Genomic DNA, 18,118 nt, shown 5'->3' on the forward strand with positions numbered 1-18,118 from the left:
CGGCCACTACAATGGCCGGATGAACGCCACCCCGACTTTTCCGATTGAAGTGCGCGGCAGCGCCACGCGCCCGCTGGGCATGAGCCCGGCCCGTTTCCTGCGCGACTACTGGCAGAAGCGCCCACTGCTGATCCGCAACGCCTTCCCCGGCTTCCGCCCGCCGCTGCAACCGGACGATCTCGCCGGCCTGGCCTGCGAGCCCACCGCGCTGGCGCGGCTGATCGTGCACGACGAGGTGCGCGACCGCTGGCGGGTCAAGTCGAGCCCGCTGGAGGAGGCCGATTTCGCCGCCACGCCACCACGCAACTGGACCTTGCTGGTGCAGGACGTGGACAAGTGGGACGCCGACGTGGCCGGCCTGCTGCAACACTTCCGGTTCCTGCCGAGCTGGCGCATGGACGACGTGATGGTGTCCTACGCCGAACCCGGCGGCGGCGTCGGCGCGCACATCGATCAGTACGACGTGTTCCTGCTGCAGGGCCTGGGCCAGCGCCACTGGGCGATCAGCGACGATCCGCTGGCACCGAAGGCGTTCCGGCCCGACATCGAGCTCAAGCAACTGGTGCAGTTCGAGCCGACCCACGAATGGCTGCTCGACCCGGGCGACATGCTCTACCTGCCGCCAGGCGTGCCGCACGACGGCGTCGCCTTCGGCGGCCCGTGCATGACGTTCTCCGTCGGCATGCGCGCACCCTCGCAGGCCGAACTGACCGGCGACCTGGCCGATTACATCGCCGAGCAGCTGCCGGACGAACTGCGCTACGCCGACCCCGACCTGGCCCCGGCCCGGCATGCCGGCGAGATCGACCGCGCCGCGCTGGAGCGGCTCAAGGCGGCCCTGCCATTTGCCGCCGCCCTGCGCGAGGACCTGCTGCGTGACTGGTTCGGCCGCTTCATCACCCGCTACCGCAACGCGCAGGTGCCGGTGGCGCCGGACCATCCACTGAGCGATGAGCGGTTCGCTGCGCGCCTCGCCGCCGGTGCCCGGCTGCTGCGCCACCCCTGGGCGCGCATGGCCTGGGCGGGGGGCAAGACCGGTGGCGTGCTGTACGTGTGTGGCCAGGCCTATGGCGCATCGGTGGAACTGGCGCAACGGCTGTGTGCCGAACGCGAACTGGCCTTCGACCGCACGCCTGTCGCCGCCGACCGCGAACTCCTGCTCGCCCTGGTCAACGACGGCCACCTGCTGCTGCGCCCGGCGCGCCGCCGCCGATGAAGCTGCAGCACTTCCACGTCGAGATCGCCGACTGGTCGCGCGAGGACCAGCGCGCCGCCCTGCTCGACCTGCGCGCCACGGTGTTCATCCAGGAACAGGGCGTGAGCGAGCAGCGCGAGCGCGACGGGCTGGACGTCGACTGCTGGCACGTGCTGGCCCGCGACGATGCCGGCCACCCGATCGGCTGCGGCCGGCTCACGCCGCAACACAAGATCGGTCGCATGGCGGTATTGCCGGACTGGCGCGGCCAGGGCGTGGGCGCGGCGCTGCTGCGCGAGCTGCTGGGCCTGGCGCGCGCGCGGGGCTGGCCCGAGGTGGCACTGGACGCCCAGGTCAGCGCGATCGGCTTCTACACCCGCGCCGGTTTCGTGGCATATGGGGACGAATTCGAGGACGCGGGGCTGGCACACCGCGCCATGCGGCTGGTGTTCGAGCGGGACGCGACGGTCGAGCATCCGCTTGGTCGCGATCCCGGACGGCTGGCGACCGGCACGGCGGCGGAATGCGTGCAGGCGCGGCTGCAACTGCTGCGTGATGCGCGTCATCAGCTGGCCGTGCGCCTGCCCGCGCTCACTGCCGACACCTTCGCCGATGCGGAACAACTGGCCGAGTTGCGACGCATCGCCACCTCCGGCCGCAGTGCGCTGATCCGCGTGCTGCTGCACGAGCCGCAGGCCGCGCTGCAGGCCGACCATCCACTGATCGGCCTGGCCCAGCGCCTGTCCAGCGCGTTCCAGATCCGCGTGCCGGTGGACGACGTCGACCTGGCCTGGCCTTCGGCCTGCCTGCTCAACGACGTCGGCGGTTACCTGTTCCTGCCCGCGGCGGAGCGTCCACCTGGACGCGCGGCGCGCGACGACCGCGCCGGCGCCGCGCCGCTGCAACAGCAATTCGACGAGGTGTGGGAGCGCTCCGAGCGCGCCACGGCGCTGCAGCGGCTGGATATCTGAGCGAGACGGCCGCGCGGACTGAACCGCAGCTGGCTCGTGGCCATCCGCGTCCGCGACGATGCACAACGCGACCAGGCCACACCCCTTGCGCGTTTGCGGCCGTGCATCGTGGCCGCGGAGCCGCGCCGCAGGCCGTCTGCGACCATTTCACGGGTTGCCGTGCCGTGGCGGGCGAAGGGTATAATCGTGCAGATTGATACCAGTCATCCGCACGAGCCACCGGTCGGACTTGAAAACCGGTCGCAAGCCGCGACGTTCAGCTCACATGGATGGCTGCAAGCCTCTTTTTCTGCCGGTGGTGACGTGAGTACAAACCTGATCCGCGAGTTCTACGAATCCTCCCAACTCGCTGGCGGCAACGCCGATTACGTGGAATCGCTGTACGACGCATGGCTGGCCGACCCCACGGCCGTTCCCGCCGAATGGGCAGGTTATTTCGAGACGTTCAAGGGTCGCGAATCGGGCGATGTCCCGCATGGCGCCGCCATTGCGCGGATCGAGGCGGCGCAGAAGCAGGGCCGCAACGGCGCCGCCGCCGTACCGATGAGCGACGAGTACGCACGCAAGCAGGCCGGCGTGCTGCGCCTGCTCACCGCCTACCGCTCTCGCGGCCACCTTGCCGCCGACCTCGACCCGCTGGGCCTGGCCGACAAGATGCCGGCCCCCGATCTCGGCCTGGCCTTCCACGGCTTGTCCGACGCCGACCTGGATACCGAATTCGACACCGGCAACTACGCTGGCGGCGGCCAGCGGCTGAAACTGCGCGACCTGCTCGACCGGCTGAAGAAGACCTACGCCAGCTCGATCGGCGCGGAGTTCATGCACATCAGCAACCACGAGCAGCGCAACTGGATCTACAGCCGGCTCGAACAATCCGCCGGCCAGAGCGGCCTGGACAAGGCCGGCAAGCAGCGCGTGCTGGACGGCCTCACCGCCGCCGAGGGCTTGGAGCGCTACCTGCACACCAAGTACGTCGGCCAGAAGCGCTTCTCGCTGGAAGGCGGCGACAGCCTGATCCCGATGCTCGACGACGTGGTGCGCGCGGCCGGCGACAACGGCATCAAGGAGCTGGTGATCGGCATGGCCCACCGCGGCCGCCTCAACGTGCTGGTCAACATCCTGGGCAAGCCGCCGAAGACCCTGTTCGACGAGTTCGAGGGCCGTTTCGACCATCCCGACGACCCGGCCCACTCCGGCGACGTGAAGTACCACATGGGCTTCTCCGCCGACGTCAAGACGCCCAAGGGCGGCGTGCACGTGGCGCTGGCGTTCAACCCCTCGCATCTGGAAATCGTCAACCCGGTGGTGACCGGCTCGGTGCACGCGCGCCAGACCCGCCGCCGCGATACCGCGCACACGCAGTCGATGGCCGTGCTGATCCACGGCGACGCCGCGTTTGCCGGCCAGGGCGTGAACATGGAACTGTTCAACATGTCGCAGGCACGCGGCTTCAAGATCGGCGGCAGCCTGCACATCGTGGTCAACAACCAGGTCGGCTTCACCACCTCCAATCCGGAGGACGCGCGTTCCACCATGTACTGCACCGACCTGGCCAAGATGGTCAACGCGCCGGTGCTGCACGTGAACGGCGACGACCCGGAAGCGGTGATCCTGGTGACCCGGCTGGCCTACGACTTCCGCAAGCGGTTCCGCCGCGACGCGGTGATCGACCTGGTCTGCTACCGCCGCCACGGCCACAACGAGGCCGACGAGCCGGCCGCCACGCAGCCGGTGATGTACCAGATCATCCGCAAGCGTCCGACCGCGCGCGACCTTTACCAGCAGCAACTGGTGAAGGCCGGCGTGCTGGCCGAGGGCGAGGCGGCGAAGCAGTTCGACGCCTACCGCGAGCGCCTGGAAGCCGGCGCACCGATGACCGACCTGGACCCCAGCCCCGTCCGCGACGGCCACGTCGACTGGGCGCGCTTCATCGGCGGCAAGCTGTCGCTGCCCACCGACACCACGGTGCCCATGCGCAAGCTGCAGGAACTGGCCAGCAATATCCTCACCCTGCCCGCCGACCTCACCCTGCAGGGCCGCGTGGCCAAGATCTACGAAGACCGCCGCAAGATGGCCGCCGGCGAACAGCCCGCCGACTGGGGCTTCGCCGAGAACCTGGCCTACGCGACCCTGGTCGACGGCGGTTTCGACATGCGCCTGGTCGGCCAGGATTCCGGCCGCGGCACGTTCTTCCACCGCCATGCGGTGCTGCACGACCAGAAGGACGGCCACACCTACATGCCGCTGGCCACCGTGCGCGCGGGCGCCGATGTCGAGGTGATCGACTCGCTGCTCAGCGAAGAGGCGGTGATGGCGTTCGAGTACGGCCACTCCACCACCGACCCGGACACCCTCAACATCTGGGAGGCCCAGTTCGGCGACTTCGCCAACGGCGCGCAGGTGGTGATCGACCAGTTCATCAGCTCGGGCGAATCGAAGTGGAACCGCCTGTGCGGCCTGGTGCTGCTGCTGCCGCACGGCTACGAAGGCCAGGGGCCGGAGCACTCCTCCGCCCGGCTGGAGCGTTTCCTGCAGCTGTGCGCGATGGACAACATGCAGGTCTGCGTGCCGACCACGCCGGCGCAGGATTTCCACATGATCCGCCGGCAGATGCTGCGCGCCGCGCGCAAGCCGCTGATCGTGATGACGCCCAAATCGCTGCTGCGCCACAAGCTGGCGGTGTCGAGCCTGGACGAGCTGGCCAACGGCAGCTTCCAGCTGGTGATCGGCGAGCATCGCAAGCTGACCGCGAAGAAGGTCAAGCGCGTGGTGCTGTGCTCGGGCAAGGTCTACTACGACCTGCTGGAGGAAGCCGAGAAGCGCGCCCTGACCGACGTGGCGATCGTGCGCGTCGAGCAGTTGTACCCGTTCCCCCGCGTGGAGGTCAGCGCCGAGCTGGACAAGTATCCGTCGGCGAAGGAAGTGATCTGGTGCCAGGAGGAGCCGATGAACCAGGGCGCCTGGTTCCAGATCCGCCATCACCTGCAAGCCTGCACGGGCAGCAAGCACAGCCTGTCGTACGCCGGTCGCGCGCGCTCGCCGGCGCCGGCCGCCGGCCACCACAACACGCACGTCGCCGAACAGGCGGCGCTGGTCGAACAGGCCCTGGTCGAGCCGGTCGGTACCGACCACGCCGCCGAGTAATCCGTTTCGAACGGGGCGGTCGCGATTGGCCGCCCCTGCTTCTTGTGTCCATCGACAGTCGCACAAACCCAAGAGCCTCTTATGTCCATCGAACTGAAAGTCCCCGTGCTGCCCGAGTCCGTCTCCGACGCCACCATCGCCAGCTGGCACAAGAAGGCCGGTGACGCGGTGAAGCGCGACGAGAACCTGGTGGATCTGGAAACCGACAAGGTGGTGCTGGAAGTGCCCGCGCCGGTTGACGGCGTGTTGAAGGAGATCAGGCACGAGGTCGGCGACACGGTGAACAGCGAGCAGGTCATCGCGATCATCGAGGAAGGCGCCACGGCGGCTGCGCCGGCTCCGGCCGCCGCCGCTCCGGCGCCCGCGGCCGCGGCGCCCGCCCCCGCCGCGTCGAAGGCCGCCGCCGAGCTTTCGCCCGCCGCGCAGCGCGTGGCCACCGAGAGCAAGGTCGACACCTCCGCCATCGCCGGCACCGGCCGCGACGGTCGCATCATCAAGGAAGACGTGGTCAACGCCGGTTCGCGCCCTGCCGCAGCTCCCGCCGCCGCGCCGGCCGCGAAACCGACCCCGGGCGTCCGCCCGGAAGAGCGCGTGCCGATGACCCGCATGCGCGCGCGCATCGCCGAGCGCCTGATGCAGTCGAAGAACTCGATCGCCATGCTGACCTCGTTCAACGAGGTGAACCTGGCCGAAGTGGTGAAGATGCGCAAAGCCCTCGGCGACGCGTTCCAGAAGGAACACGGCATCAAGCTCGGCTTCATGAGCTTCTTCGTCAAGGCGGCGGCCGAGGCGCTGAAGCGCTATCCGTTCGTCAACGCGTCGGTCGACGGCAACGACGTGATCTACCACGGCTACCAGGACATCTCGATCGCCGTGTCCACCGACAAGGGCCTGGTCACGCCGGTGCTGCGCGACGTGCAGGACATGAGCTTCGCCGACGTCGAGAAGGGCATCGCCGACTACGCCACCAAGGCGCGCGCGAACAAGCTGTCGCTGGACGACCTGCAGGGCGGCACCTTCACCATCACCAACGGCGGCACCTTCGGCTCGCTGCTGTCGACGCCGATCGTGAACCCGCCGCAGAGCGCGATCCTCGGCATGCACACGATCAAGGAGCGCCCGATCGTCGAGAACGGCCAGATCATCGCCGCGCCGATGATGTACATCGCGCTCAGCTACGACCACCGCATCATCGACGGCAAGGACGCGGTGCTGTTCCTGGTCGACATCAAGAACCAGCTGGAGAATCCGCAGCGGATGCTGTTGGGTCTGTGATCGCTTGAGCCCCTCTCCCGCCGGGAGAGGGGTTGGGGCGAGGGTTCGGTGATACCGCAACGCCTCGCTCCGCCCGCACCCTCATCCGGCGCTTCGCGCCACCTTCTCCCGGCGGGAGAAGGAAAGAGCAAAGAGGAAAATCATGAGCGACAAATTCGATGTCATCGTCATCGGTGCGGGCCCGGCCGGTTACCACGCCGCGATCCGCGCCGCGCAGCTGGGCCTGAAGACCGCCGTGGTCGATGCCTTTGTCGGCAAGGATGGCAAGCAGGCACTCGGCGGCACCTGCCTCAACGTGGGCTGTATCCCGTCGAAGGCGCTGCTCGACTCCTCCAAGCAGTTCTACAACCTCGCGCACAATCTTCCCGTGCACGGAATCAGCGTCGAGAACGCCAAGGTCGACCTCAAGACCTTCATCGGCCGCAAGGAAAAGATCGTCAAGCAGTTCACCGGCGGCGTGGCGCAACTGTTCAAGGCCAACAAGATCACCAGCTTCTTCGGCACCGGCAAGCTGCTGAAGGGCAACCAGGTCGAGGTCACCGGCAACGACGGCGCCAGGCAGACCATCGCTGCCACCAACGTGATCCTCGCCTCCGGTTCGGTGCCGATCGAGTTGCCGTTCGCGAAGTTCGACGGCAAGAACATCATCGACAACGCCGGAGCGCTGGAACTCGATGCCGTGCCGAAGCGCCTGGGCGTGATCGGCGCCGGCGTGATCGGACTGGAGCTGGGCAGCGTGTGGCGCCGCCTGGGCGCGGAAGTCACCGTGATCGAGGCGCTGCCGGAATTCCTCGCCGTCGCCGACGCGGACGTCGCCAAGGTCGCCGCCAGGGAATTCGCCAAGCAGGGCCTGGACATCAAGCTCAACGCCAAGCTCAACAAGGCCGAGGTGAAGAAGGACGGCGTGCACCTGGTCTACACCGACAAGGACGGCGAGCAGAAGCTCGTCGTCGACAAGCTGCTGGTCGCCGTGGGCCGCCGCGCCTATACCGCCGGCCTGCTGGCCGACGACACCGGCGTGAAGCTGGACGAGCGCGGCCGCATCGTGGTCGACGAGCATTGCCACACCGGCGTGGACGGCGTGTGGGCGGTCGGCGATGCAGTGCGCGGCCCGATGCTTGCGCACAAGGGTTTCGAGGAAGGCATGGCGGTCGCCGAGTGGATCGCCGGCAAGGCCGGCCACGTCAGCTACGACACGATCCCGTGGGTGATCTACACCGAGCCGGAGATCGCCTGGGCCGGCAAGACCGAGAAGCAGCTCAAGGACGAGGGCGTGCCGTACAAGGTCGGCACTTTCCCGTTCGCCGCGATCGGCCGCGCCGTCGCGATGAACGAGGCGGTCGGTCAGGTGAAGATGATCGCGCACGCCGAAACCGACCGCATCCTGGGCGTGCACATGGTGGGTCCGGGCGTCTCCGAGCTGATCGCCGAATGCGTGGTGGCGATGGAGTTCAAGGGGTCCTCCGAGGACCTCGCCCGCATCGTCCACGCCCATCCGACCCTGTCCGAGGCCGTGCACGAAGCCGCCTTGTCGGTCGACAAACGCGCCATCCACAAGGGCAACTGAAGCCCGCGCAGAGCCAACGCGGCCCGCTCGTGGCGACATGGGCGGGTCGCTCTTTTTCAGAAATGAGTGGAGAGAAGTGAGAAACGAGAGAGAGCATGCAAGCGCACACTCTTTTCTCACTCCTCTCCACTCTCCACCCAGGTAAGCCCATGGCCCAACCCACCGCCATCTGCGTCTACTGCGGCTCCAGCAGCGGCCGGCATCCCGAGTACGCCGAGCAGGCACGCGCCTTCGGCAGCGAGATGGCTCGACGTGGCATCGCGCTGGTCTACGGCGGCGGCAAGGTCGGCCTGATGGGTGTGGTGGCCGACGCGGTGCTCGCCGGCGGCGGCAAGGTCATCGGGGTGATTCCTCGGCAACTGGTGGAGCTCGAAGTGGCCCATCCGGGTCTGAGCGAACTGGTGGTGGTCGAGACCATGCACCAGCGCAAGACGCGTATGTACGAGCTGTCCGACGCCTTCGTCGCCCTGCCCGGCGGCTTCGGCACGATGGACGAGATGTTCGAGATGCTGACCTGGGCCCAGCTCGGCCTGCACCGCTACCCCTGCGCCTTCCTCGACGTGCGCGGCTACTACCGCGACCTGCGCACGCTGATGGAGCACATGGTCGACGAATCCTTCGTGAAGGCGGCGCAGCGCGACAGCATCTGGTTCGGCGACGACATCGCCGCATTGCTCGACTGGATGCGGGACTACGAAGGCAGCTACACGCCCAAGTGGATTTCCTCCCGCAGCGTCGACGCCTGATTCCACAGGAGGTCGAAATGACCCGTTTCCGCGCGTTCCGCATCCACAACGACGACGCCGGCTACCGCGCCGGCATCGAGACCATGGACACCGGTGCGCTGTCGCCCGGCGAGGTGCTGGTCAAGGTCGCGTATTCCTCGGTCAACTACAAGGACGCGCTGGCCGGCACCGGCAAGGGCCGCATCCTGCGCACCTATCCGCTCAACGGCGGCATCGACGTGGCCGGCCACGTGGTCGCCTCGACCGATCCGGCGTTCAGGGAAGGCGACGCGGTGCTGTGCACCGGCAGCGGCCTGTCCGAGACGCGCGACGGCGGCTATGGCGAATACGCACGCCTCGACGCGCGCTGGACGATCCCGCTGCCGGCGTCCTTGAGCCTGCGCGAGAGCATGATCCTCGGCACCGCCGGCTTCACCGCCGCACTGGCCCTGCTGCGCATGCAGGACAACCGGCAAACACCGGCGCTCGGCCCGATCGCGGTAACCGGCGCCAGCGGTGGCGTCGGCATGCTGGCAATCGACATCTTCAGCCGCGCCGGTTACGAAGTGCACGCGATCAGCGGCAAGCCGGACCACTTCGACTTCCTGCGCAGCCTCGGCGCCACGGACTGCATCGACCGCCACCAGCTCGCCTTCAGCGGCAAGCCGATGGACTCGGCCCGCTTCGGCGGAGCGCTGGACAACGTCGGCGGCCGCATGCTCGCCGGCCTGCTGCCGCTCATCGCACCCTACGGCAACGTGGCAATCTGCGGCAACGCCGGCGGCATCGCGTTCGACAGCACGGTGATGCCCTTCATCATCCGCGGCGTGAGCCTGTTGGGCGTGGCTTCGGCCGGCACCGCGCGGGACATTCGCGACGACATCTGGCGGCGCCTGGCCAGTGAGTGGAAGCCGCGGCACCTGGAGCGCATCGGCACGCGCGACATCGCACTGGAAGAGTTGCCGCAGGCGTTCGAGCGCATGCTTGCCGGTGATTCCTTCGGCCGCACGCTCGTGCACATCGACCATCCGGTTTGACAGCGACGTGCTTGGAAGTACCATCGTCACGCCTTAGAATCATCGAAACCCGCAGGGAACCCCCAACCCATGGCACGCATCCTGATCGTCGACGACTCCCCCTCCCAGTTGCTGGGCATCAAGCGGATCGTCGAGAAACTCGGGCATGAGACGCTGTCGGCCGAAGACGGCGCCGCTGGCGTCGAGGTGGCCAAGGCGGAACTGCCCGACCTGATCCTGATGGACGTGGTCATGCCCAACCTCAACGGCTTCCAGGCCACCCGCACGATCAGCAAGAACGCCGACACCGCGCACATCCCGATCATCCTGGTCACCACCAAGGACCAGGAAACCGACAAGGTGTGGGGCATGCGCCAGGGCGCCAAGGCCTACGTGACCAAGCCCATCAAGGAAGAGGAACTGGTCAAGGCGCTGGACGAATTCCTGCCCCACTGACCCGTCTCCCATTTGCACGAAAAACGGCGCCCGCGGGCGCCGTTTTTCGTGAAGCGGCCGGCCGGCGGTCGGTCAGCCGGCGCGGTAATCCTGGTACGACTTTTCCTCGACCAGCTGCGAACCGAGCTTGAGGTTGATCGCGCGTTTGAACGCGGCGCGCTCGTCGTTGCGGAAATACACCGAGCGGGCCAGCTCGATGAAGTCCCGGTCGAACTCCTGCGCGCGTTCCTTCAACCGGATCTTGTCCTCGATATCCCACAGCAGCTCGTTCACCGCGAGCAGACTGGCGCGCTCCTCGCCGATGTCGATCCGCGACGCCGCGTCGTTGGCCCAGATCGCGTTGAGCAGGTCCAGCTCGTTGCGCACGTTGGCCAGCTTGGCGTCGTCGGTCATCCGTCGCGACTTGATTTCGAGGATGGTGATCTTGTCGATCAGTTCGCCGTGGGAAACGGGGGTCTGGATCAGGCTCATGCTCGGCTCCGTGGAAGTGTGTTTCAAACCGTGGCGCGGAAGGCGCCCTGCTGCACCAGCGCGCAGGCCGCGGCCACGTCGCCGTCCAGCGCGCGATCGCGATGCATGAAGGCAATGCGCTGACGCAGGATCGCGTGTGCCTGACGCACCCGTGCGCCCGCGTGGAAATCGCCGGCGCCGGTCAGGGCATCGGCGAGCTGCTGCACCTCGGCGACGAACTGCTCGTAGTGCGGCTGGCCCTCGCGCGGCGCATTGGCCACCTTGGCCGCCAATGCCTGCCAGCCGCCGCGGCGGGCCAGCCGGCGCGCGGCGTTGAGCATTTCCTGGCGGTAGTCGAGCGCCTGCGCCGCGGTGTACAGCTCCAGCGCCAGCGCGTGGCTCAGATCCTCCACCATGTCCAGCACGTGGCGGGCTTCGTTCGCCCCCATCGAAACGTGATCCTCGGCGTTCGCGCTGGTCGGCACCGAATACACACTGGCCGGATGCGCGCGCGTGGCGAGGTCGTTGACCAGGGCCGCGGCGGTGTACTGCACGATCATGAAGCCGGAGTCGGTGCCGTCCTCGTTTCCGGTGAGGAAGGCCGGCAGGCCGTCGTTGTTGGCCGGGTCGACCAGCTTGTTGAGGCGGCGCTCGGAAATCGACGCCAGCACCGGGATCGCCGCCTTCACGTAACTCATCGCCAGCGCCAGCGGCATGCCGTGGAAGTGGCCGGCAGAGATCACCTGCTCCTCGATGAACTGCGCGTCCGCGTTGTCCGGGAAGATCAGCGGGTTGTCGGTGACCGAGTTGAGCTCGATGTCGAACACGCGGCAAGCCTGTGCCCAGGCATCGCGTACCGCACCGTGCACTTGCGGCATGCAGCGCAGGCTGTAGGCATCCTGCGGCTGGTGCTTCTTGCCGCCCTTGAACGGCAGGAAGCGCTGGTAGAACGCCTCGCGGCCGTGGCGCTGGTTGGCAGGCACCCAGTCCCAGCCGATGTCGAAACTCAGCGCCTGGTCGTCCGGCTCGCTCCAGGCATCGGCGCTCCACGGCTTGAAGCGCGGCACCAGGTGATACGGAATGTCCAGCAAGGTGGAACCGTCCAGCAATTCGCGCACGTGCGCCGCAGTCTCGACTTGCCCGGGATGAGGACGCAGCGCATGCACCTCCGGTCGCAAGGCGCCACTGCGGCCGGCGAAGGCGTCCAGTGTCATCGCCGCGGCGAGATCGGCGACGTCCAGCAGATCGCCCAGCACGTCCAGCGCCAGCGCGCCGGTGGCGAGCATCTGCGCGGTGCCGTTGTTGAGCGCCAGCCCTTCCTTGAACGACAACCGGATCGGCTTGAGGCCGGCACGCTCCAGCGCCTGCGCGCCCGGCATGCGCTCGCCTTCGTAGAATGCCTCGCCGCCGCCGAGCAGCACGATCGCCAGATGCGACAGCGGTGCCAGGTCGCCGCTGGCGCCGACCGAGCCCTTCTCCGGCACCACCGGCACCACGCCGGCATTGAGCATCGCGGCGAGCGCTTCCAGCGTGCTCACGCGAATGCCCGAGTGGCCGCGCATCAAGGTGTTGATGCGGATCACCAGCATCGCGCGCACCACCTCCGCCGCAAACGGTTTGCCGACGCAGACGGCGTGCGTGATGATCAGGTTGTGCTGCAACTCCTCCATCAGCGTGCCGTCGGCGGACTGATGCCCCGGCAGCTCGTCGCGCACGCGATGCGCGCCCAGCAGCTTGTCGGCGTTGCTGCCGAAGCCGGTGGTCACGCCGTAGGTCGGCTCGCCGCAATTGACCTTGTCGGCCAGGAAATCGGCGGCGCGCTGCACGCGCTTGAGCTGCGCCTGATCCAGCGCCACCGATGCGCCCTGCCGCGCCACCGCCACCAGTTGCGTGCGCGTCAGGCTGCTGCCATCGAGAAGAATCGTTTCACCCACTGCAGTAATGCTCCACGTTGTTGCCGTCATTCCCGCCAACACGGGAATGACGGCGTCAAAGGCAATAGCGCCCTCACCCCATTGCCGCAGCCTGCTCCAGCTCCACCCGCAGCGTCTTGACCAGTTCGCCGCGCGCCACCTCGAACTGGTCCTCGCGGCGCAGGTCCTTCACCGTCACCACGCCGCGGGCGAGCTCGTCCTCGCCCAGCACCACCACGAAGCGGATGCCGGCGCGGTCGGCGTACTTGAACTGCTTGCCCAGCTTGCCGCCTTCCAGCACCACCTCGGTGGCGATGCCGGCGCCGCGCAGCTCGCCGGCCAGCGCGAGATAGGCCGGCAGCTGCGCCTCGTCCATCTGGGTCACCAGCACCTCGACGGTGCTCTTCGCCGTGTCGATCAGGCCGGCGTCGCGCAGCTGCCAGTAGAGCCGGGTCAGACCGATCGAGATGCCGACGCCGGGCAGGTGCGACTTGGTGTACTGGCCGGCCAGGTTCTCGTAGCGGCCGCCGGAGCAGATCGAGCCGATCTGCGGGTGGTCGTTCAGCGTGGTCTCGTAGACGGTGCCGGTGTAGTAGTCGAGGCCGCGGGCGATCGACAGGTTCAGCGCGTAATGTGTTTCCGGCACGCCGAACGCGTGGATCAGACCGAGCACTTCCTTCAGCTCGTTGCGGCCCTGCTCCATCGCTTCCGGGCCGGCGCCCAGCGCATCGAGCTTGTCGAACGCGTCCTGCAGCGAGGTCGAGCGCACCTGCACGAAGGCGAGGATGCTGGTGGCAACCTCGGCGCTCAAGCCGAACGCTTCGCCGGTCAGCGTGTCGCGCACGTAGTCGGCGCCGCGCTTGTCCAGCTTGTCCACCTCGCGCAGCACCAGCATCTGCTGCTCGCCGTCGACGATGCCCAGGCTCTCGAAATAGCCGCGCATCAGCTTGCGGTTGTTGAGCTGGATGGTGAACGGGCCGATCGCCAGTTCGCGGAACACGCTGTAGATCACCGCCGGGATCTCGGCGTCGTAGCGCACCGACAATGAGTCCTTGCCGATCACGTCGATGTCGCACTGGTAGAACTCGCGGAAGCGCCCTCGCTGCGCGCGTTCGCCGCGGTACACCTTCTGCATCTGGTAGCGGCGGAACGGAAAGCTGAGGTCGCGCTCGTGCTCGGCCACGTAGCGCGCCAGCGGCACGGTGAGGTCGAAGCGCAGCGCCAGTTCGGGCATGCCCTCGTCGGCCTTGCCCAGCGCGCCGGTGGACTGCACGAAGTACACCTGCCGCTCGGTCTCCCCGCCGCTCTTGGTCAGCAGCACGTCGGAGTATTCGATCACCGGCGTCTCGATGGCGAGAAAGCCGAAACGCTCGTAATTGCGACGGATCACGTCGAGCATGCGCTGGAACGCGATCTGGTCGAGCGGCAACAGCTCGAGCACGCCGGGCATGGTGCGGGCCGGGGTAAGCGCCATGGAATCCTCTGCTGACGATGGGACGGGTCGCCGTGCGAGCGACAGCGACGGCAGCCGTCAAGATTAGCAGAACGAGGCGATTTCCCCCCGCGTGCACGCGGGGGCCGCGACGCAGCCGGGGCCGCCTTCCCGCCGCAACCAACACTTGGCGAACCGCCTCGCACGCTGCTAAGATGCGCCGCTCACGTGGGGCGGTAGCTCAGCTGGGAGAGCGTCGCGTTCGCAATGCGAAGGTCGTGGGTTCGATCCCCATCCGCTCCACCACGTCATGCAAGAGGCCGGATCGTCCGCAACCGAGGGCGCCGGCCTTTTTCCTGTCCGGCCCGCACAGGCGTACCATCGGCCCCGACCAGCTCCGCGTCGGGGCGGTGCACGCAAGAGCATGACGGGGACCGGATCATCCTTTGCCGAAGGTTCGACGGACGCCCTGTTCGCCGAGGTCTACGCGCGCCTCAAGGCGATGGCCGCCCGGCAATTGAATCGACGCCAGGGCGCCACGCTGGACACCACCGAGCTGGTGCACGAGCTGTACCTGCGCATCGGCCAGAACGAGGCACTGCACTTCGAACACCCGGCGCAGTTCTTCAGTTACGCCGCGCGCGCCATGCGCCACCTGCTGACCAACCGCGCCCGCGACCGGCTGCGCCTGCGCGCCGGCGGTCAATGGATGAAGGTCACCTTGGACGAGGACGATGTCCGGCTCGCGCTGGATACGGCCGCCCAGGCGCTGACGCTGGATGCCGCGCTGAACGCGCTGGAACAGACCGATGCGCGCGCCGCCCGAGTGGTGGAGCTGCACTATTTCGCCGGGCTGGGCCTGCAGCAGATCGCCGACACCCTCGGCCTGGCGCGGCGCACGATCGACCGCGACTGGCGCTTCGCCCGCGCCTTCCTCAAGGCGCACATGGACTGAGCCGGTCACGTCGCAATCGGGCGCGCAGCGGGGTTAAACGCAGGCAGGTCATTCGGCAAGGGCGCTCCACGTGGACTCCACACCGACATTGCGCGAGTTGTTCGAAACAGCGCTGCAGTTGAGCGGCGCCGCGCGCATGGACTGGCTGGCCGCGCACTGCCTCGACCCGCAACAGCGTGAAGAGATCGAACGCATGCTCAGCGCCGACACCGCCGACGACGACTGGCTGCCCGGCGACGCCGTCGACGCGGCGCGCGTGATCGGCGAGGCCGGTGTCGCCGCGGCGATGCCGCCGGGCAGCCGGATCAACGCGTTCGAACTGATCGAGGTGCTGGGTGAAGGCGGCTCCTCCACCGTATTCCGCGCCGCGCGCCAGGAAGCCGGCGTGCGCCAGGAGGTCGCCCTCAAGCTGCTGGCGCGTGGTCTTTACACGCCGGCTGCGCGCGACCAGTTCCGGCGCGAGCGCGAGGCGCTGGCGCGGCTGCGCCATCCGGGCATCGCGCGGCTGATCGAGGGCGGCATCACCGAACAGGGGCTGGCCTATATCGTGCTGGAACTGGTCGATGGCGTGCCGATCACCGACTACGCGCGCGATCGCCGCCTGCCGCTGCGCCCGCGCCTGCTGCTGTTCCTGAAGGTGTGCCGCGCGGTGGCCGCAGCACATCGCGCGCTGATCGTGCATCGCGACCTGAAGCCTTCCAACGTGCTGGTCACCACCGACGGCGAGGTGAAGCTGCTCGACTTCGGCATCGCCAAGCTGCTCGACGACCGCACCGATGACGCCACCCGCACCCAGCACCGCGCGCTCACGCCGGCCTATGCCGCGCCGGAGCAGTTCTCCCGCGAGCCAGTGACCACGGCCACGGATGTCTATGCGCTCGGCGTCCTGCTCGACGAACTGCTGTCGGGCCGGCGACGGACTGCCGGCGAGACCGGTCCGCCGTCCACGCGTTCGGACGCCGTCTCGCGCAGGAGCAACTCGCGCACCGCGCGAGCATGGCGGCGCCAGTTGCGTGGCGACCTCGACAACATCGTGCGGATGGCCACCGCCACCGACGCAGAGCGCCGCTATGCCTCGGCCGGCACGCTCGCGGACGACATCGAACGCCACCTCGATCACCTGCCGGTGCTGGCGCATCCGCCCTCGCCCTGGTATCGGGCCGGCAAGTTCATCGACCGCCATCGCGGCGGCGTGGCGATCATGACGGTGCTCGTGCTCGCCGTGCTCGTCTCGCTCTCCACCGCGCTGTGGCAGGCGCACGTTGCGCGCCAGCAAGCCATCCGCGCGACCATGATGCGCGACTTCGTCGAGGACCTGTTCGCACCGATCCAGTACGGCGTTGCCCCCGCGAAGCAGCCCAGCCTCGGCGAGCTGCTGGCGCGCGGCGTGGCAAAGCTCGACCACTCGCCGCAACTGGACGACGCCGGTCGCGTGGACCTGCTGGCGATGTTCTCGCGCCTGTACGAGAACCTCGGCGAACCCGCGCAGCCGCGCAGGCTCGCAGACCGGGCCGTTGCCCTGTCCGCGCGGGCGCTGGCGCCCACCGACATCGAGGCGATCCGCGCGCTCACCGCACGCGGTTACGCCGAGGTGCGCACGGAGGATTTCGCGGCCGGCGGCGCCGACCTGCGCCTGGCCCGCCGGCGCATGCGCGCGCAGGGCATCCATGGCGAGGACCTGATCCGCTTGCTCGGCCCGCTGGCCGCGGTCGAGAACAGCGAAGGGCATGCCGACGCCGCGCTGCAACTCTCCCGCGAAGCGCTGTCGGAGCGGATCGCCACCTGGGGACCGGACGACGCCCGCGTCGGCATCGGCTACAACGACGTCGCCTCCGCGCTGGAAGGCCTGGCGCGCTACGACGAGGCGATCCCGATGTGGCGCAAGACCCTGCAGTTCGAACTCGCGCATTTCGGCCCGTCCAGCAACGAGTCCACGCTGGCGCTGGCCGGCCTGGCCTCGTCCGAATATCGCGCCGGCGACTGGGCGCAGGCGCACCGGCATTTCACGCAAGCGCTGGCGCTGTACACGCGCCATGGCGGCCAGCCGCAACTCACCCAGGTGTACGCGGCGCAGAAGGCGTGCGTGCTGGAAGGGTTGCGCGCCGATCGTGCCGCTGCGCAGGCGCGTTGCCGCCAGGCGCAAGCATGGTCGGCGGACGGTTTCGGAGAAACCAGTGCGCTGCATGGCGATTCGCTCGAAGCCACCGCGTTCGGCCTGGAGGAAGCCGGCGATCTGGCCGGTGCGCGCGAATTGTTTGCCGCCGCGCGCCAACGCTACGGCGACAGCCCGGCCAATCGCATGCGGATCGGCCGCATCGACAGCGAACTGGCCGGCATCGACCTGCTGGAGGGCCATCCCGAACAGGCACGCACACTGCTGCCGGCGGCGATCGTCGGCCTGCGCACGCGTTCCTGGCCGATGCCTCCGCTGATCGCCGAGGCGCGCTTGCTGCTCGCCTGCACCGAGGCTCCCGGCGCGGGGTGTCCCGACGATCTCCAGGCCAGCGTCGATCGCGACGTGGCTGCCGCCGCTTCGCGCCACGACCCGCAGCTGCTGTGGGTGCATACGCTGCGCGCCCGGGTCGAACTGCTGCGCGGCGAACCGGAGCTGGCCAGGACCGAGCTGGCCACCGCGATCGCCAACGCCGCCCGCGAATTGCCACCGGCCCATCCACGCCAGCTTGCCGCGCAGCTGTGGCTGGCCATTGCAACGGCGCGCACGGGCGATTGCGCCGCGGCATCGGCCAGGGCACGGGCGGCCAGCACGATCATCGAAGCGAACCGGCTTGCCGCCCATCCCGGGCTCGCCGGCCCGCAGGCGATGCTGCGTCAACCCATCGCCACCTGCGTCGCCTTGCCGAACTGACGGGAAACCCGTCACCTCCTCGGCAACCCGCTGTCCACATGGTTCACGCGCCTGGTCTGGCGCATGTCGCAATTGCCGCCGCGTCGGTGTTCTGCGCAGTGTCCACCCGCGCAAGGGGCGCGCGTGCGCACGAGCTACCAGGGAGGTCGACCA

At 68.4% G+C, this 18,118-nt stretch carries 13 protein-coding genes and 1 tRNA gene; 11 read left to right on the forward strand and 3 right to left on the reverse strand.

Annotated features, from left to right (window positions below; all coding sequences use genetic code 11):
• Positions 1-19: 19 nt before the first annotated feature.
• The 8 genes from ACVCMG_RS02630 to pilH all read left to right on the forward strand — a co-directional run bounded on the left by ACVCMG_RS02630 (position 20) and on the right by pilH (position 10,349).
• Positions 20-1,216: a JmjC domain-containing protein gene (locus tag ACVCMG_RS02630; RefSeq protein ID WP_447114815.1), complete on the forward strand. Its 1,197-nt coding sequence runs from the start codon at positions 20-22 to the stop codon at positions 1,214-1,216.
• Positions 1,213-2,166, forward strand: coding sequence for a GNAT family N-acetyltransferase (locus tag ACVCMG_RS02635; RefSeq protein ID WP_447114816.1), 954 nt, complete (start codon positions 1,213-1,215; stop codon positions 2,164-2,166). The genes ACVCMG_RS02630 and ACVCMG_RS02635 overlap by 4 nt, the downstream gene beginning before the upstream one ends.
• Before the next feature lie 303 nt (positions 2,167-2,469).
• A complete protein-coding gene (locus ACVCMG_RS02640) occupies positions 2,470-5,310 on the forward strand; it encodes a 2-oxoglutarate dehydrogenase E1 component (RefSeq protein ID WP_395118334.1) in 2,841 nt (946 codons plus the stop codon).
• Between the two features lie 81 nt (positions 5,311-5,391).
• Complete coding sequence (gene odhB / locus ACVCMG_RS02645; protein ID WP_447106077.1) at positions 5,392-6,585, forward strand: 2-oxoglutarate dehydrogenase complex dihydrolipoyllysine-residue succinyltransferase; 1,194 nt, start codon at positions 5,392-5,394, stop codon at positions 6,583-6,585.
• A 142-nt stretch (positions 6,586-6,727) separates the two neighbouring features.
• Entirely contained in the window at positions 6,728-8,152 is a 1,425-nt protein-coding gene (gene lpdA, locus ACVCMG_RS02650; protein ID WP_447106076.1) for a dihydrolipoyl dehydrogenase, read from the forward strand.
• Between the two features lie 149 nt (positions 8,153-8,301).
• Complete coding sequence (locus ACVCMG_RS02655) at positions 8,302-8,898, forward strand: LOG family protein (protein WP_447106075.1); 597 nt, start codon at positions 8,302-8,304, stop codon at positions 8,896-8,898.
• A 17-nt stretch (positions 8,899-8,915) separates the two neighbouring features.
• The gene (locus tag ACVCMG_RS02660; RefSeq protein WP_395118326.1) at positions 8,916-9,914 is read left to right on the forward strand and encodes a YhdH/YhfP family quinone oxidoreductase; all 999 of its coding nucleotides are present in this window, start codon (positions 8,916-8,918) and stop codon (positions 9,912-9,914) included.
• A 69-nt stretch (positions 9,915-9,983) separates the two neighbouring features.
• Positions 9,984-10,349, forward strand: a complete 366-nt coding sequence (gene pilH / locus ACVCMG_RS02665) for a twitching motility response regulator PilH (RefSeq protein ID WP_136258582.1) — start codon at positions 9,984-9,986, stop codon at positions 10,347-10,349.
• Between the two features lie 72 nt (positions 10,350-10,421).
• On the opposite strand, the gene ACVCMG_RS02670 is transcribed toward pilH, so the two are convergent.
• Genes ACVCMG_RS02670 through hisS form a run of 3 tightly spaced genes read right to left on the reverse strand, consistent with a single transcriptional unit; the run spans position 10,422 to position 14,186 of the window.
• Positions 10,422-10,820 (reverse strand): DUF6165 family protein, encoded by a 399-nt coding sequence (locus ACVCMG_RS02670; protein ID WP_395118325.1) that lies wholly within the window; start codon positions 10,818-10,820, stop codon positions 10,422-10,424.
• A 23-nt stretch (positions 10,821-10,843) separates the two neighbouring features.
• On the reverse strand, positions 10,844-12,763 hold the full coding sequence (locus ACVCMG_RS02675; protein ID WP_447106074.1) for an HAL/PAL/TAL family ammonia-lyase: 1,920 nt from the start codon (positions 12,761-12,763) through the stop codon (positions 10,844-10,846).
• A gap of 43 nt (positions 12,764-12,806) precedes the next feature.
• A complete protein-coding gene (hisS, locus tag ACVCMG_RS02680) occupies positions 12,807-14,186 on the reverse strand; it encodes a histidine--tRNA ligase (RefSeq protein WP_447114817.1) in 1,380 nt (459 codons plus the stop codon).
• 188 nt (positions 14,187-14,374) lie between these two features.
• Between hisS and ACVCMG_RS02685 the strand changes: the two genes are divergently transcribed.
• From ACVCMG_RS02685 to ACVCMG_RS02695, 3 genes are all read left to right on the forward strand, one after another.
• A tRNA-Ala gene (locus tag ACVCMG_RS02685) sits at positions 14,375-14,450 on the forward strand.
• Positions 14,451-14,568: 118 nt separating this feature from the next.
• Entirely contained in the window at positions 14,569-15,099 is a 531-nt protein-coding gene (locus tag ACVCMG_RS02690) for an ECF-type sigma factor (RefSeq protein ID WP_395118319.1), read from the forward strand.
• A gap of 70 nt (positions 15,100-15,169) precedes the next feature.
• Positions 15,170-17,965, forward strand: coding sequence for a protein kinase domain-containing protein (locus tag ACVCMG_RS02695; protein WP_447114818.1), 2,796 nt, complete (start codon positions 15,170-15,172; stop codon positions 17,963-17,965).
• Positions 17,966-18,118: the final 153 nt, after the last annotated feature.

The sequence above is a fragment of the Rhodanobacter sp. UC4451_H18 genome (assembly GCF_052978225.1).

Bases quoted from the DNA above. Each gene is read 5' to 3' on its own strand.
- ACVCMG_RS02630 (WP_447114815.1), top strand. From the start codon at position 20: ATGAACGCCACCCCGACTTTTCCGATTGAAGTGCGCGGCAGCGCCACG.
- ACVCMG_RS02635 (WP_447114816.1), top strand. From the start codon at position 1,213: ATGAAGCTGCAGCACTTCCACGTCGAGATCGCCGACTGGTCGCGCGAG.
- odhB (WP_447106077.1), top strand. From the start codon at position 5,392: ATGTCCATCGAACTGAAAGTCCCCGTGCTGCCCGAGTCCGTCTCCGAC.
- lpdA (WP_447106076.1), top strand. From the start codon at position 6,728: ATGAGCGACAAATTCGATGTCATCGTCATCGGTGCGGGCCCGGCCGGT.
- ACVCMG_RS02655 (WP_447106075.1), top strand. From the start codon at position 8,302: ATGGCCCAACCCACCGCCATCTGCGTCTACTGCGGCTCCAGCAGCGGC.
- ACVCMG_RS02660 (WP_395118326.1), top strand. From the start codon at position 8,916: ATGACCCGTTTCCGCGCGTTCCGCATCCACAACGACGACGCCGGCTAC.
- pilH (WP_136258582.1), top strand. From the start codon at position 9,984: ATGGCACGCATCCTGATCGTCGACGACTCCCCCTCCCAGTTGCTGGGC.
- ACVCMG_RS02670 (WP_395118325.1), bottom strand. From the start codon at position 10,820: ATGAGCCTGATCCAGACCCCCGTTTCCCACGGCGAACTGATCGACAAG.
- ACVCMG_RS02675 (WP_447106074.1), bottom strand. From the start codon at position 12,763: ATGACGGCAACAACGTGGAGCATTACTGCAGTGGGTGAAACGATTCTT.
- hisS (WP_447114817.1), bottom strand. From the start codon at position 14,186: ATGGCGCTTACCCCGGCCCGCACCATGCCCGGCGTGCTCGAGCTGTTG.
- ACVCMG_RS02690 (WP_395118319.1), top strand. From the start codon at position 14,569: ATGACGGGGACCGGATCATCCTTTGCCGAAGGTTCGACGGACGCCCTG.